At 71.1% G+C, this 13,793-nt stretch carries 16 protein-coding genes; 6 read left to right on the top strand and 10 right to left on the bottom strand.

The window, feature by feature from the left end:
- Nucleotides 1-9: 9 nt before the first annotated feature.
- The 8 genes from G567_RS0113165 to G567_RS0113200 all read right to left on the bottom strand — a co-directional run bounded on the left by G567_RS0113165 (nucleotide 10) and on the right by G567_RS0113200 (nucleotide 7,090).
- Complete coding sequence (locus G567_RS0113165) at nucleotides 10-918, bottom strand: amidohydrolase family protein (RefSeq protein WP_028930365.1); 909 nt, start codon at nucleotides 916-918, stop codon at nucleotides 10-12.
- The gene (gene smpB / locus G567_RS0113170; protein ID WP_028930366.1) at nucleotides 915-1,400 is read right to left on the bottom strand and encodes an SsrA-binding protein SmpB; all 486 of its coding nucleotides are present in this window, start codon (nucleotides 1,398-1,400) and stop codon (nucleotides 915-917) included. Before smpB ends, G567_RS0113165 begins: the two co-directional genes overlap by 4 nt.
- A gap of 28 nt (nucleotides 1,401-1,428) precedes the next feature.
- A complete protein-coding gene (gene ftsX / locus G567_RS0113175) occupies nucleotides 1,429-2,331 on the bottom strand; it encodes a permease-like cell division protein FtsX (RefSeq protein WP_028930367.1) in 903 nt (300 codons plus the stop codon).
- 2 nt (nucleotides 2,332-2,333) lie between these two features.
- Nucleotides 2,334-3,023 carry a cell division ATP-binding protein FtsE gene (gene ftsE / locus G567_RS0113180; protein ID WP_028930368.1) on the bottom strand — a complete coding sequence of 230 codons (690 nt, stop codon included), beginning with the start codon at nucleotides 3,021-3,023 and terminating at the stop codon, nucleotides 2,334-2,336.
- Nucleotides 3,024-3,096: 73 nt separating this feature from the next.
- Nucleotides 3,097-4,203, bottom strand: coding sequence for a peptide chain release factor 2 (gene prfB, locus G567_RS0113185; protein ID WP_028930369.1), 1,107 nt, complete (start codon nucleotides 4,201-4,203; stop codon nucleotides 3,097-3,099).
- Nucleotides 4,204-4,228: 25 nt separating this feature from the next.
- Complete coding sequence (locus G567_RS0113190; RefSeq protein ID WP_028930370.1) at nucleotides 4,229-4,738, bottom strand: PadR family transcriptional regulator; 510 nt, start codon at nucleotides 4,736-4,738, stop codon at nucleotides 4,229-4,231.
- Nucleotides 4,739-4,846: 108 nt separating this feature from the next.
- Nucleotides 4,847-5,899, bottom strand: a complete 1,053-nt coding sequence (locus tag G567_RS0113195; protein WP_028930371.1) for an acyl-CoA dehydrogenase family protein — start codon at nucleotides 5,897-5,899, stop codon at nucleotides 4,847-4,849.
- A gap of 21 nt (nucleotides 5,900-5,920) precedes the next feature.
- Nucleotides 5,921-7,090 (bottom strand): acyl-CoA dehydrogenase family protein, encoded by a 1,170-nt coding sequence (locus tag G567_RS0113200; RefSeq protein ID WP_028930372.1) that lies wholly within the window; start codon nucleotides 7,088-7,090, stop codon nucleotides 5,921-5,923.
- 128 nt (nucleotides 7,091-7,218) lie between these two features.
- Here G567_RS0113200 and G567_RS0113205 point away from each other — a divergent pair, with 128 nt between their 5' ends.
- Together G567_RS0113205 and G567_RS0113210 are read left to right on the top strand one after the other, a co-directional pair.
- Nucleotides 7,219-7,461: a ribbon-helix-helix domain-containing protein gene (locus tag G567_RS0113205; protein ID WP_028930373.1), complete on the top strand. Its 243-nt coding sequence runs from the start codon at nucleotides 7,219-7,221 to the stop codon at nucleotides 7,459-7,461.
- 6 nt (nucleotides 7,462-7,467) lie between these two features.
- Nucleotides 7,468-7,860 (top strand): type II toxin-antitoxin system VapC family toxin, encoded by a 393-nt coding sequence (locus G567_RS0113210; RefSeq protein WP_028930374.1) that lies wholly within the window; start codon nucleotides 7,468-7,470, stop codon nucleotides 7,858-7,860.
- A gap of 41 nt (nucleotides 7,861-7,901) precedes the next feature.
- Here G567_RS0113210 and soxR read toward each other — a convergent pair whose 3' ends face one another.
- The gene (soxR, locus tag G567_RS0113215) at nucleotides 7,902-8,357 is read right to left on the bottom strand and encodes a redox-sensitive transcriptional activator SoxR (protein WP_028930375.1); all 456 of its coding nucleotides are present in this window, start codon (nucleotides 8,355-8,357) and stop codon (nucleotides 7,902-7,904) included.
- Nucleotides 8,358-8,403: 46 nt separating this feature from the next.
- Here soxR and G567_RS0113220 point away from each other — a divergent pair, with 46 nt between their 5' ends.
- From G567_RS0113220 to G567_RS0113235, 4 genes are all read left to right on the top strand, one after another.
- On the top strand, nucleotides 8,404-9,117 hold the full coding sequence (locus tag G567_RS0113220) for an SDR family NAD(P)-dependent oxidoreductase (RefSeq protein ID WP_028930376.1): 714 nt from the start codon (nucleotides 8,404-8,406) through the stop codon (nucleotides 9,115-9,117).
- Entirely contained in the window at nucleotides 9,114-10,226 is a 1,113-nt protein-coding gene (locus tag G567_RS28605) for an S-adenosylmethionine:tRNA ribosyltransferase-isomerase (RefSeq protein ID WP_051232927.1), read from the top strand. The genes G567_RS0113220 and G567_RS28605 overlap by 4 nt, the downstream gene beginning before the upstream one ends.
- Before the next feature lie 267 nt (nucleotides 10,227-10,493).
- Nucleotides 10,494-11,294, top strand: a complete 801-nt coding sequence (locus G567_RS32080) for a transglycosylase SLT domain-containing protein (protein WP_147201087.1) — start codon at nucleotides 10,494-10,496, stop codon at nucleotides 11,292-11,294.
- Nucleotides 11,295-11,488: 194 nt separating this feature from the next.
- Nucleotides 11,489-13,495, top strand: coding sequence for an acyltransferase family protein (locus G567_RS0113235; protein WP_051232932.1), 2,007 nt, complete (start codon nucleotides 11,489-11,491; stop codon nucleotides 13,493-13,495).
- Between the two features lie 14 nt (nucleotides 13,496-13,509).
- On the opposite strand, the gene G567_RS0113240 is transcribed toward G567_RS0113235, so the two are convergent.
- A complete protein-coding gene (locus tag G567_RS0113240; RefSeq protein WP_028930378.1) occupies nucleotides 13,510-13,743 on the bottom strand; it encodes an RNA-binding S4 domain-containing protein in 234 nt (77 codons plus the stop codon).
- Nucleotides 13,744-13,793: the final 50 nt, after the last annotated feature.

A 13,793-nucleotide genomic window follows, 5' to 3' on the forward strand; every position in this document is an offset into this window, starting at 1 on the left:
GTCCGCGGATCATCCCAGCCGCAGAAGTCGCAGCGGCGTGTCGTGCAGCACCGAGCGCAGGAACCCGGTCCCGAGCCGGTCGTCGGCCGCGGCCCAGCCCGCGATGGCCTGCAGCTGCTCCGCATAGGGGTAGGGGATGTTGGGGAAGTCGGTGCCCAGCACCACCCGGTCGGCGACGTCGACGATCCGCGCGGGCCAGTCCGGCGGCAGCGGGGCGATGCGCTCGCTGAAGGCGGTACCGACCATCGTGGTGTCGATGTACACCCGCTCGTAGCGGCGTACCAGTTCGAGCGCCTCGGCGAAGTCGGGCATACCGGCATGCGCGAGTACCACCGTCAGCCGCGGATGCGCGGCAAGAACCTCACCGAATACATCCAGACCGGTGTGCTCGCCGGGGATCGGGCCGTGCCCGCAATGCACGATCGCGGGCACCCCCGCCTCGGCGAGCATCCCCCACGCGGGGCGCAGCAGCTCATCGCGCGGGTCGAAGGCGCCGACCTGCACGTGCACCTTCACCACCCGCGCCCCGGCCTCCAGGGCCGCACCGAGGTAGTCGGCGACGTCGGGCTCGGGATAGATCGTCGCCGTCGGGACCGCCGCGGGGTTCGCTTCGGCGAACTCGGTGACCCATTCGGTGAGCCAGCGGCCCATCCCCGGCTTGTGCGGGTAGACCAGCGGCGCGAACGCGCGGACACCGAGCTTCTCCAGCGTCGCGACGCGGTCGGCTTCCGGCGTCCGGTACTGAACCGGCCACGGCGTGCCGTAATGCGTTTCGGCCTCGTCGAAGTAGGCCCACACCTTGCGCATGACCGGCTCGGGCAGGAAGTGCACGTGGGCGTCGACGAGCCCGGACAGACCGAGATCGGCGGTGAATCGGGGCACGTCGCCGTCGTCGACGGGCGGGGTCGGGAGGCTCACCGCAGCGCCCTCGCCCGGCCCTTCGCGGCCCGTCCGTAGGCCCGCTGGATCTCCCGTTCGGCATCGCGCTTGGCCAGGTCGCTGCGCTTGTCGTAGCTCTTCTTGCCGCGCGCCAGTGCCAGCTCGCATTTGACCTTGCCGTCGCTGAAGTACAGCGACAGCGGCACCAGAGTCAGGCCGCCCTCACGGATCTTGCCGATGAGGCGCTCGATCTCGCCGCGATGCAGCAGCAGCTTGCGGGTCCGCCGCGGCTCGTGGTTGGTCCAGCTGCCCTGGGTGTACTCCGGGATGTGCAGCCCGCGCAGGAAGACCTCGCCGTCGTCGACCGTGGCGAAGGCGTCGGCGAGCGAGGCCCGGCCCAGCCGCAGACTCTTGACCTCGGTGCCCATCAGCGCGATCCCGGCCTCGTAGGTGTCGAGGATGGCGTAGTCGTGTCGCGCCCTGCGGTTCTGCGCGATCACCTTGCGGCCTTTCTCCTTCACTCGTCCAGCCTACGTCGGCGCGGCGGGATCAGACCTTCACATAAAGCCGCAGCGTCACATACCCCGTGATACCGGCGATGAGGGCACCGATCGGCAACAGGTAGAACGAGGTCTGGACGACGTCGAGCAGACCGATCGGGGGGATCACGCCGTTCTGCGCGATCCCGGCCAGCAGATCGTCGATGAAAAGGAACTTCGCCGAGATCAGCCCGATCGAGGCGAGCACCGCGCCCACGACGCCCGTCACCACCGCCTCGATGAGGAACGGCAGCTGGGTGTACCAGCGGGTGGCCCCGACGAGCCGCATGACGCCCACCTCGGCCCGGCGCGTGTACGCCGAGACCTGCACCGTGTTGGAGATCAGCAGCAGCGCCGCGACCGCCTGCACGAGCGCGAGTGTGAATGTCACGTTGCGGACCCCGGCGAGGAAGTCGAACAGCTTGCCGACGACGTCGCGCTGGTCGATCACGGTGCGCACGCCGACCTGGTCGGCCATCGCCTGGCGCACCGCCTCGGCGCCGGCGTTCTGGTCGGCGAGCTTGACCCGCAGCGTCGCGGGCAGCGACTGCGGCCGGGCGATCTCGGCGATCGACTGCCCGGCGAACAGCTCCTGGAACCGCTCATAGGCCTGCTGCTGGCTCTCGAACCGCACCGACGCGACCAGCGGCGAGTTCTCCAGCGTCGCCTTGAGCCCGGTGCAGATGGGCTGGGTGCAGTCATGGTCGGCCGCCGACACGTCCTGGGTCAGGGCGACCTGCACCTCGAGCCGGTCGCTGTAGATCGACTCGGTGGCGTCGATCGTCCGCACCGCGAGCAGCCCCGTGCCGACCAGCCCCAGCGAGATCGCCGTGGTGAGGACCATGGCCACGGTCATCGTGACGTTGCGGCGCAGGCCGGTGAGAACCTCCCGCGTGACGAAGTCGCTCCGCATGGCTATCGCCCCACACCGTAGACGCCGCGCGACTCGTCGCGGACGACCTGCCCGAGATCGAGCTCGACCACCCGGCGGCGCATCGAGTCGACGATGGAATGGTCATGAGTGGCCATCAGCACCGTCGTACCTGTTCGGTTGATCCGCTCCAGCAGCAGCATGATGTCCTGGCTGATATCGGGGTCCAGATTGCCCGTCGGCTCGTCGGCCAGCAGGACCAGCGGCCGGTTGACGAACGCCCGCGCGATCGCGACCCGCTGCTGCTCACCGCCGGAGAGCTCGTGCGGCATCCGATCCGCCTTGCCCTCCAGCCCGACGAGCTGGAGCACCTCGGGGACGACCTTGCGGATCGTCGGTCCCGACTTGCCGATCACCTCGAGGGCGAACGCGACGTTGGCGCCGACCGTCTTGTTCGGCAGCAGCCGGAAGTCCTGGAACACGCATCCGATGCGCTGGCGCAGCCGCGGCACCCGCCGCCGCGGCAGCTTCGCGACGTCGAGGTCGGCGACGAAGATGCTTCCCCTGGTCGGGACGTCCTCGCGGAGCAGGAGGCGGAGGAACGTCGACTTGCCCGAGCCGGATGGCCCGATGAGGAACACGAACTCACCCTTGTCGATGGACACCGAGACGCGGTCGAGGGCGGGGCGCGTCGAGGTCTTGTACATCTTGGTGACGCGTTCCAGGCGGATCACGGACGCGGACGTTACCGTCGTGCCGCGACCGGACCGTGATCCGACCCCCGGAGGCCCGCGGGTTCGGGCGGCGCTACGCCCCGGTGGTCTGGGTGCGCCGCCAGCGGATGGCGGCCTCGATGAACCCGTCGATCTCACCGTCGAGCACCGCGCCCGGGTTGCCCACCTCGTGCTCGGTGCGCAGGTCCTTGACCATCTGGTATGGGTGCAACACATAGGAGCGCATCTGGTTGCCCCAGGACGAGCCGGTGTCCTTCAGTGCGTCCATCTTGGCCTGCTCCTCCTGGCGGCGCCGCTCCAGCAGCTTGGCCTGCAGAACCGCCATCGCGGTGGCCTTGTTCTGCAGCTGGGAGCGCTCGTTCTGGCAGGAGACCACGATCCCGGTGGGGATGTGGGTGAGCCGGACCGCCGAGTCGGTGGTGTTGACGCCCTGCCCGCCCGGCCCCGACGAGCGGTAGACGTCCACCCGCAGGTCCTTCTCGTCGATGTCCACGTGGTCGCTCGACTCGACGACCGGCGCCACCTCGACCCCGGCGAACGAGGTCTGGCGGCGGCCCTGGTTGTCGAACGGCGAGATCCGTACCAGCCGGTGCGTGCCCTGCTCGACCGAGAGCGTCCCGTAGGCGAACGGCGCGCGTACCTGGAACGTCGCGGACTTGATGCCCGCCTCCTCGGCGTAGGAGGTGTCGTAGACGTCGACGGGGTAGCCGTGCCGCTCGGCCCAGCGCAGATACATCCGCATGAGCATCTCGGCGAAGTCGGCGGCATCGACGCCACCCGCCTCGGCCCGGATGGTCATCAGCGCCTCGCGAGGGTCGTACTCGCCCGAGAGCAAGGTGCGGATCTCGAGGGACTGGATCTCCTCGCGGAGCTTGCGGCGCTCGGCGTCGGCGTCGGCGAGCGAGGACTCGTCGCCCTCCTCCTCGGCGAGCTCGTACAGCACCGGGAGATCCTCGAGCCTGCGGTGCAGCTCCTCGATCCTGCGCAGCTCACCCTGGGCATGCGCGAGCCTGCTGGTCACCTTCTGCGCGGCCTCGGTGTCGTTCCACAGATCGGGCTGGCCGGCTTGTTCGGACAGGTCGGCGATCTCGGCGCGCAGCGCAGGCAGGTCGGTGACCGTCTCGATGCCGTCGAGGGTGCCGGCGAGGTCCTTCAGGTCGGCTGCGACGTCGGGGTTCACAACCGTCCAGGGTACGCACCGGCAGCTACTCGGTCGGGATCGAGTCCAGCAGTTTCACCATGGCCCTGGTGTGCGCGACGGCGAAGTCGGCGACGGCCCTGCGATACGGGTCGGTCTCGCCGCGGGCGGCGGCGCGGGCGGCGTCCAGCCGGGCCGCGTAGTCCAGCCGCGCGGTGCGGATCAGCTCGGCCCGCTGCTTGGCCGTCAGCGTGCCGGCGTGCAGCACGCGCAGCACGAGCGGGCTGCGCAACGCGTCCGAACCGCTGCCGGAGATGAGCCACGCCTTGAACGCGCGCTTACCTGCGGCGGTGATCACATACTGCTGCGAGGCCCGCGGGCCCTGCTTGCCCAGCCGCAACAGCCCTGCCTCGGCGAGCACGGGCAGCTCGCGGTAGACCTGGCTGCGGGTGACCGAGAAGAAGGAACCGAACTGCTCGCCCGCCGTGGCCACCAGCTGGCCGCCCGTCATCGCCCCGTCGTGCAGCAGCCCGAGCAGGGCGGCAGCGGTGGCGTTGACAGCGACAGGGCCCGGCATCTCTCCACCGTGCCACGGACCCGCGCTGATCGCATCCACAGCGGACCGAAAGGGGTCCAGTGTGGGCGAACCAAACCCCTGTGAGTGCGTAACAGTGTTAGAACACTGTTACGCACTCACAGGGCCGAGCGTCAGCGAGGCGATCTTCTGGCGCTGTGCGTCGGAGTCCCCGAACTGGCCCGCGAGGCGCTTGGCGCGCTTGTAGAAGAAATGCGTCTCGTGTTCCCAGGTGTAGCCGATACCGCCGTGGTACTGGATCATCGCGGCGGTCGACTGCAGGGCCGCGTCACCCGCCTTCGCCTTGGCCACGGCGACCGCGAGCTCGCGGCCCGCGAGACCGGACTCGACGGCGTATGCGGCATACAGCACCGCATGCTCGGCCATCGTCACCCCGACGTGCAGGTCCGCCAGCGCATGCTTGATCGCCTGGAACGACCCGACCGGAACGCCGAACTGCAGCCGTTCCCGGTCGTAGGCCACCGTGCGCGAGAGCGACTCGCGGGCGATGCCGACCAGGTCGGCCGCCACGAGCACGGTCGCCCGCGCCGTCAGCTCGACGATCATCGCCTCGCTCGCCCTGGGCAGCACCGCGCCGGCGTCCGGCACGCTGAGCGACGCCAACCGGGTTGTCCCGTCATAGGAGCGCTGCGGGGTCGCGTACGAACCCGGTCGCTCGACGAGCGCGAGACCAACACCCGACCGGACCACCGCGACGCCGGCGATCCGGCCGTACTCCACCCCCGGGATGGTTCCGGGCGCCGAGCCGCGCAGCGCCAGCGCGCCGACCACCTCACCGGATGCCACCCTCGGCAGCCAGTCCGCCTGCTGCTCATCGGAACCGGCGAGCCGGATCGCCTCGCCGGCCAGCACCGTGCCGCGCCACGGCCCCGGCACCATCCCGGCGCCGAGCGCCCTGGCGATCACCTGGGCCTCCACCATGCCGAGCCCGAGACCCTCGTGGTCCTCCGGGACCAGCACCGCCGGCCAGCCCTGCTCGGCCGCGGCCTTCCACAGCGCCTCCGGGTGGCCCTCGCCCACCGGCTCCGCCGAGACCGCGTCCTCGAACTCGCCGCGCACGGCCGCCAGGTCGAACCGCTCGGCGAGATAGCCGCGCACGGCGGCGTCGAACTCACGCTGGTCGTCGGTGAGAGCGAAATACATGTCGAACCCTGTTCCCCTCGATCAGCGCGGCAGACCGAGCACGCGCTCCGCGGTGATGTTGCGCTGAACCTGCGAGGACCCGCCCCAGATCGTCACCGACCGGGACCACATCGACTCCGTGTGCATCGGCCGCAGGTCGAGCTCCCCGATCGAGTCGAGCGTCGCGTCCTCGCCGAGGATGTCGTCGAAGACCTCCCAGAGGTCCTGGAACGTCTCCGACCACTGCAGCTTGGTCATCGACGACTCGCTGCCGAGGTCGCGGCCACACTCGACCTGGGTGAGTACGTACATGGCGTGCAGCCGCAGACATTCCAGCTCGGTGAGCACCCTGGCGAGCCGGTCGCGGATCACCGGGTCGCGGTCGCGGCCCAGCCGCTTGGCGACGGCCGCGATCTCGTCGTACTGCCTGCGGAACTCGGTGTACTGCGCGATCCCCGACGCCCCCCGCTCGAACGAGAGCAGCAGCATCGCGGTGCGCCAGCCGTCGCCGATCTCCCCGAGACAGTCGGTCGCGGGCACGCGGGCATCGGTGAAGAACACCTCGCCGAACTCGCTGGCGCCGCTCATCTGCCGGAGCGGACGCGCCTCGACACCCGGTTGGTGCATGTCGATGAGCAGCATCGAGATTCCGCGGTGGCGGGTGCTGCCCGGCTCGGTACGGACGAGGGCGAAGATCTTGTCCCCGTGCACGGCATTGGTGGTCCAGACCTTCTGCCCGTTGACGATGAAGTCGTCGCCGTCGCGCACGCCTTTCGTGGCGAGGGCCGCAAGATCTGAGCCGGCGCCGGGTTCGGAGAAGCCCTGGCACCAGATGACCTCGTTGCGCAGCATCGGGCCGATGATCTCCTTGCGCTGCGCGTCGGTGCCGATCGCCATGACGGTGGGCGCGAGGAATGTCAGGCCGAGCGGGTTGACCGTGCGCGGGGCGCGGGCGAGCACCATCTCCTCGTCGTAGATGGCCTTCATCCCCGGGGTGCCGCCGCGTCCGCCGTACTCGGTCGGCCACTGGATACCGGCGAACCCGGCAAGCGCCTTGGCCCGCTCCCATTCGCGGCGCAGCCGGAAGCTCTCGTCGTCGTCGAAGGACTCCCAGAAGCCCGGCCGTTTCCACTCCTCGGGAATGTTGGCCCGCAGCCATGCGCGCAGCTGCCTGCGGAAGTCCTCCTCGGCCTCGGTGAAGGTCAGGTCCATCACGGCCTCCTCGCGCGCTGGTCCGCCACACTCGCCGTCTGCCTGTCCACCTTGGCATACTCGCGAGTAACCTGTCGCGCCCCAACCTCGCGCGCTCACGCCGGGTATGCGCCCGCTAGCCTGAGAGTATGCGCAGCGAACGGGTGACCGTTACTCTGCCTGCCGAGCTCGTGGCCAAGGCACGGGACGCGGTACGGCGGGGATGCGCGGCGAGCCTGTCGGCCTATGTGGCCGAGGCGGTCGCCGCCCGGCAGTCGAGGGACCGCTCCCTGGCAACCCTGGCCGACCTCTACGGTGGACCGCCCCCACAGGACGAGTTGGACGCGGCGCGGCGGTCGCTGCGCCTGGTTCCGTCCGCGGCCGTCGGCTGAGTCGGCGTGATCGGCGGAAGAGTCCTCGACGCCTCGGCGCTGGCGGCGTTCGCCACCGGACGGCCCGTCTACGTGCGCGCCCTGGTCTGGGCGGCCGTCGAGGAGAACCTCGTCATCGCGATCCCGAGCGCGGCGCTCGGCCGCGCCTGGGCGCTTCTGGCCCCCGAGCACCACCCGGCCCTGCAGGTTCTGCTCGGGCTGCCCATCACGGTCATCGACGAGCTGGGACCGGCCGCCGCTCAGGAGTCCGGGCTGCTGATGGCGGCGTCCGGGCACGATGACATCGTCGCCGGTCAGGTCGCGGCCTCGGCCCGACGGCGCGGCTGGCCGGCGGTCACCGGCGATCCCGGCGCGCTGCGCAAGCTCGACGGCGCGGTCGTCATCGAGGAGTTGCCGTGAGGCTCGTGAGCGGCACGTAACGCCCAGGCGTTACGTGCCGCTCACGAGCGCCTCAGCGCAGCGGGGAGCAGCCGCGCGCCGGCGCCCTGTGCCGCGGCCCGGTCGCCCGGGTTCATCAGCCTGCAACGCGCCAGCGACAGGCAGCCGCAGCCGATACAGGAGTCCAGACCGTCGCGCAGCGCCACCAGCGCCTCGATCTGTTCGTCGAGAAGGCCGCGCCAGGCCCGCGAGAGCCTGGTCCAGTCGCCTCTGGTCGGTGTCCGGCCCGCCGGCAGCCGGTCCAGCGCCTCCCGCACGTCGTCCAGGCCCACACCGATGGCCCGCGCGGCGCGGATGAAGGCCAGCCTGCGCAGCACCCCGCGCTCGTACCGGCGCTGCCCGCCGGAGGTGCGCGTGGCGCTCACCAGACCCTCTCGCTCGTAGTAGCGCAGTGCCGAATGCGGAAAGCCGCTGCGCTGCACGACCTCGCCGATGGTGAGCAGATCCCTCGCGTCCACAACTCCCCCTTGACCTGAACCTGACTCCAGCTCCGATCGTAGGGGGATGAGTACCGCACTGGTCACCGGAGCCGCCCAGGGCTTCGGCTTCGCCCTCACCGCCGCCCTCACCGACCGCCGCACGACGACCGTCGTCGACGCCCGCGACGGCGGCAGGCTGCATGCCGCCGTCGCCACCCTGGCCCACCCGGACCGGGTCGTCGCCGTACCCGGAGACGTCACCGACCCCGCCCATCGCGGCGCGCTGCTCACCGCGGTGCGCGCCGCCGGCGGGCTGGACCTGCTCGTCCACAACGCGAGCGAGCTCGGCCCCAGCCCGCTGCCGAGCCTCGCCGAGCTGCCGCTGCACGCGTTCGAGGCCGTGTACGAGACCAATGTCATCGCCCCGTTCGCCCTCACCCGGCTGCTGCTGCCGCTGCTGCGCTCGGCGGCCGCGGCAACGGTCGTCACGATCAGCTCGGACGCGGCCACCGAGGCGTACCCCGGCTGGGGCGGCTATGGCTCCAGCAAGGCCGCGCTCGACCAGCTGGCCGCGGTGCTCGGCGCCGAGGAGCCGGCGCTGCGGGTCTATGCGTTCGACCCCGGGGACATGCGCACCGCCATGCACCAGCGGGCGTTCCCCGGGGAGGACATTTCCGACCGGCCCGAACCCGCCACCGTGGTGCCCGCGTTGCTGCGGCTGCTTGACGAGCGCCCCGCCAGCGGGCGCTATCGCGCCGCCGATCTCGGCTCGCCGATACCGCGCGAGGCCGGTCGGTGACCGCCGCGACCCGGTTCGAGCTGCCGCCAGAGCTCTCGGCCACCGAGCCGCCCGAAGCCCGCGGAGCCGCCCGCGACGACGTCCGGTTGCTGGTGGCCCGGCCCACCGGCTCGATCCGGCACCGCCGATTCCGGGACCTGCCCACCGCGCTGGTCCCCGGCGACCTCGTCGTCGTCAACACCTCGCCGACCGCGCCCGCCGCCGTCGACGCCCTCCGCGGCGACGGGCGCGGGGTCACGGTGCACATCTCGGGGCCCGTGCCCGGCGGGCCGGAGGAGTTCGTCGTCGAGCTGCGTTCGCCGGGGGGCGAGCGGGTGTCCGACGGGCGGGCAGGTGAACAGATCGAGCTGCCCGGCAACGGCTCCGTCGTCCTGCGCGGCGGGCATCCGGACGAGGCCGTTCGCGCCGGAAGCAGGCTGTGGCGGGCCCGGTTCGACATCGGGGCCGATCTGATGGGCTGGCTGCACCGGCACGGCAGACCGATCAGCTACTCCTATCTGCGCCGTCACTGGCCGCTCTCGGCGTTCCAGACGATCTTCGCCCGGCCCGGCACCGCCGACGGGCATCCCTTCCCCAGCGCCGAGATGCCCAGCGCCGCACGGCCGTTCACCCACCCCGTGCTCGCGGCGCTGGCCGCCCGCGGGGTCGGCGTCGCCGAGATCGTGTTGCACACCGGGGTGTCGTCGCTGGAGGCGGACGAGGTTCCGCTGCCCGAGCGCTACCGGGTGCCACCCGCCACCGCCGACGCGGTGAACGCGACCCGCGCGGCCGGCGGGCGCGTCGTCGCGGTCGGCACCACCGTGACCCGCGCGCTCGAAACCGTGGCCGCCGCCGACAGGACGGTCCGGGCCGGCGCCGGATGGACGGATCTCGTGCTCGGGCCGGACCGCCCGGCCCGGATCGTCGGCGGCCTGATCACCGGCTGGCACGAACCTCAGGCTTCGCATCTGCTCCTGCTCGAGGCCGTCGCCGGAGGCGAGCTCGTCGCGCGGGCGTACGCGGCCGCGCTCGCCGAGCGCTACCGGTGGCACGAGTTCGGGGACACGTGCCTGCTGTTCGGTCCGGACCGTCTCCTTCCTGCGACAACAACCACCGATCGCATCAGGTGACCGTTCGGCGCACGGCCGGCGGCCGCCCGGACGCAGCCCGAACCGGTGGACGGCGGCTGATCAGCGACGACACGCCAGCGACTCGCTTGTCGTCACGCGTTCACTTTCCGTAACGTGCCCCGGCAGTCGTCACGATCCGATTACGAGCGGACACCGAGCCGGACTCCCCACCGGCTCACCGGACCCCCGACCGGCCGTCCGCTCGCGGGTCGGCCGAGCGCGGAAGGACAGGTCTTGGCAGGTCACCGCTCCCCCAGCGGCAGGCCCGTGCCTGTGGTCCGGACCCCGATCCGGACCACTCCCCGGCACCGGGCTGCTCATCGGCAGGTCGTCAGCGGCCTGTCACCGCAGCGCAGCATCGGAACGAGCACCGCGGCCATCGGCGCCGCGTTCGGCGTTGTCACGACCGGAGCCTTCGCCGTCGTGCTCCCGGCACCGATGAGCGGGCCGGACACCGCCGAAGCCGCCGAGATCGGCCCCGCCGCACTCACCGCGAACGCGCGGACCCTCCCGGCAGGCTCGGGGCCCGCCACGAGCGTCGGTCACGTGTCGCCGGTCGGTTTCATCGTCGACACCGAGGACGCCGAGTCGGACGCGTCCGCGGAGGACGCCCTGGCCTCGCTGGACAAGGCGGGCAGGCTGGCCGACGAGCTCGCCAGACTGCACGCCCAGCAGGCGCGGGAGCAGGCGGAACAGGCCCGCATCAACGCGATCATCGCCAAGGGCGGCGTGGACGGGTGGATCGCCGAGGCGCTGCGGATCACGGAGCTACCGCAGTCGCTGGCCCCCGGGATCAAGAAGATCATCATGGCCGAGTCGGGCGGCAACCCGAAGGCGATCAACCTCTGGGACTCGAACGCGCGGCGCGGCACCCCCTCGCAGGGGCTGATGCAGACCATTCCGTCGACGTTCAAGAAGTTCGTGCACCCCAGCCTCGCCGACCGGCCGATCACCGACCCGATCGCGAACATCACCGCCGGCGTCCGGTACATGATCGCCACCTACGGGATCGACACGGTCAGGGCCGGCGGCCGCAGCAACTCCGCGGGCAGCTACATCGGATACTGACGCAAGCCCCGGAGGGTGAGCACCAGGGCGCTCTCGGTAACCCTCCATGAACCGTCGGTGATCGACGCATGCCATCATGGCCCGGGGGACATCGGTCTCGTCCCCGTCCCGAGCCGATCATCGGCCGGCCGGCTCACTGAGCGGCGGCCCAGGACCGACCGGAGGACCCACACCGGATGAGCCATGTTCGATCCATGGTCCGCATCCGGACGACCGACGAGCAGGTGGCGCGGCGGTTCCGTCCCGAACTGCAGGGCCTGCGCGCGCTGGCCGTGGCGCTCGTCGTCGTCTACCACGTGTGGTTCAACCGGGTCTCCGGCGGCGTCGACGTCTTCTTCCTGATCTCCGGATTTCTCATCACCGGCCAGCTGTTCCGGGCGGCAGCACGCGGGCCGATCCCGTTCCGCCCGATGTGGGGCCGCCAGATCGCCCGGTTGTTCCCGGCGGCGCTGACCGTGCTGCTGGCGACCGTGGTCGCGGGCCTGCTGCTGCTGCCGGAGGCCCGGTGGCTGCAGACGGTGCGTGAGGTCGTCGCCTCGGCGTTCTTCCTGGAGAACTGGCGGCTGGCCGCCGACGCCGTCGACTACTCCGCCCAGCACAACACCGCCAGCGTGGTGCAGCACTTCTGGTCGCTGTCCATCCAGGTGCAGTTCTACGTGGTGTGGCCGCTGCTGGTGGCGCTCGTGGCCATGGTGGCGGGCCGGGCGCGGGAGCGGTTGCGCGGCCACCTCACGCTGACGCTGCTCGGGGTGTTCGTCGCGTCGCTGGTCTTCTCGGTGCTGCTGACGATCACCAACCAGCCGCTGGCCTACTTCCACTCGCTCACCCGCGTCTGGGAGTTCGCGCTCGGCGGGCTGCTCGCGCTCGGCATCGACGCGATCGTGCTCGCGCCGCGGCTGCGGGTGGTGCTCGGCTGGGTCGGGATCATCGGGCTGCTGAGCTGCGGGATGGTGCTGCAGGTCGGCAGCGTGTTCCCCGGCTACGCCGCGCTGTGGCCGACGCTCTGCGCCAGCCTGGTCATCCTCGCCGGAGCGACCGGCAGCCCGCACGGCGCCGACCGCTTCCTCAGCACCCGGGCCATGCGTTACCTGGGCGATATCAGCTACGCGCTGTATCTGTGGCACTGGCCGGTGCTGCTGTTCGTCCTGGTGGTCGGTGAGCAGGAGACGGTCGGGTTCGAGGGCGGCACATTGATCATCGCGGGCTCGCTGCTGCTGGCCGTGCTCACCCACCACCTCGTCGAGGAGCCGGTGCGTCGCGCCCCGTTCGGCCTGCGCGGGCAGTACCGGGTGGGCGCCGTGAGCCTGGTCGTGGTACTGGTGGCCGCGGCGGTGTGGCAGTTCGCGGCGGTCGCCAGGGCCAACCCGCTGGCCGCGATCGGCGATCCGGACCACCCGGGAGCAATCGCCCTGCTCGACGGCTTCAGCTACTCGGGTTCCCCGGACGCCGAGGCCCTGCCACCGATGATCACCATCAACGAGGACTGGGCGCACCTCGAGCACTGGGAATGCGCGCCGCTGGCGGGGTTCCCGGCTATGGACCGGTGCGTCCAGCCCGTCGACTCACCGACCCGGCGGATCGTGCTGGTCGGCGACTCCCACATCCAGCAGTACGCCGCCGCGATGATCCCGGCCGCCGAGGATCGCGGCTGGCAGCTCGTCACGATCATGCGCGGCGCCTGCCCGTTCTCGACCGCTTCGGAGGTCGATCCCGACGACCAGGAATGCGTCGACTGGAACGAGGCGGCCGTCCAGGAGATCATCGACCTGCAACCGGACGCGGTGTTCGCACTCGCCTCCCGGGACGTCCGGGCCGGGCTCACCGAGCAGACCCCGCCGGGTTTCGTCGAGCAGTGGCGGCGACTGGACGAGCTGGGCATCCCGGTACTCGCCGTGCGGGACAACCCCCGCTTCGACTACTCCCCACCCGACTGCCTCCAACAACATGGCCGGGGCGCCCAGGAGTGCGGGGTGGCCAGGGACGAGGTCTACGCGCCGGTTCCGCCGTACGCGCTGATCCCCGACATGCCCGCGAACGTGCGGTTCCTCGACTTCAGCGACCTGCTCTGCAACGACCGGTTCTGCCCCGCCGAGGTCGGCAACGTACTCGTCTATATGGACTTCAACCACGTCACCGCGACGTACATGGCGTCGATGGCGCCGGTGGTCGGGCAGCGGATCGACGCCGAGATGGGCTGGTAGCCCCCATCCGGCGCTCAGCCGCGCGCCAGCACCGGCCGGACCCGGCGGTCCCCGACGGCGACGACGTCTCCCGAGTGCAGCTGTGCGCCACGGCGGATCTCCAGCCGTCCGTTGAGGTACACCTGTTCGGTCTCCAGCAGCTCGCGCGCGTGGCCGCCGTCCTCGGCGATCCCGGACAGCTTGAGAAACTGCCCGAGCCGGATCGGGTCCTCGGAGATCTCCAGGTCCTGGATGGGAGACTTGGCCATGGGTCCATCATCCCCGCCTCCGAGGACGACGTTCCGCCGGCCGTCAGGCG

Source organism: Pseudonocardia asaccharolytica DSM 44247 = NBRC 16224 (genome assembly GCF_000423625.1).
GTDB classification, from domain to species: domain Bacteria; phylum Actinomycetota; class Actinomycetes; order Mycobacteriales; family Pseudonocardiaceae; genus Pseudonocardia; species Pseudonocardia asaccharolytica.

Bases quoted from the DNA above. Each gene is read 5' to 3' on its own strand.
- ftsX (WP_028930367.1), bottom strand. From the start codon at position 2,331: ATGCGGAGCGACTTCGTCACGCGGGAGGTTCTCACCGGCCTGCGCCGC.
- G567_RS0113195 (WP_028930371.1), bottom strand. From the start codon at position 5,899: ATGTATTTCGCTCTCACCGACGACCAGCGTGAGTTCGACGCCGCCGTG.
- G567_RS0113220 (WP_028930376.1), top strand. From the start codon at position 8,404: ATGAGTACCGCACTGGTCACCGGAGCCGCCCAGGGCTTCGGCTTCGCC.
- G567_RS0113200 (WP_028930372.1), bottom strand. From the start codon at position 7,090: ATGGACCTGACCTTCACCGAGGCCGAGGAGGACTTCCGCAGGCAGCTG.
- G567_RS0113235 (WP_051232932.1), top strand. From the start codon at position 11,489: ATGGTCCGCATCCGGACGACCGACGAGCAGGTGGCGCGGCGGTTCCGT.
- G567_RS0113240 (WP_028930378.1), bottom strand. From the start codon at position 13,743: ATGGCCAAGTCTCCCATCCAGGACCTGGAGATCTCCGAGGACCCGATC.
- G567_RS0113190 (WP_028930370.1), bottom strand. From the start codon at position 4,738: ATGCCGGGCCCTGTCGCTGTCAACGCCACCGCTGCCGCCCTGCTCGGG.
- G567_RS0113205 (WP_028930373.1), top strand. From the start codon at position 7,219: ATGCGCAGCGAACGGGTGACCGTTACTCTGCCTGCCGAGCTCGTGGCC.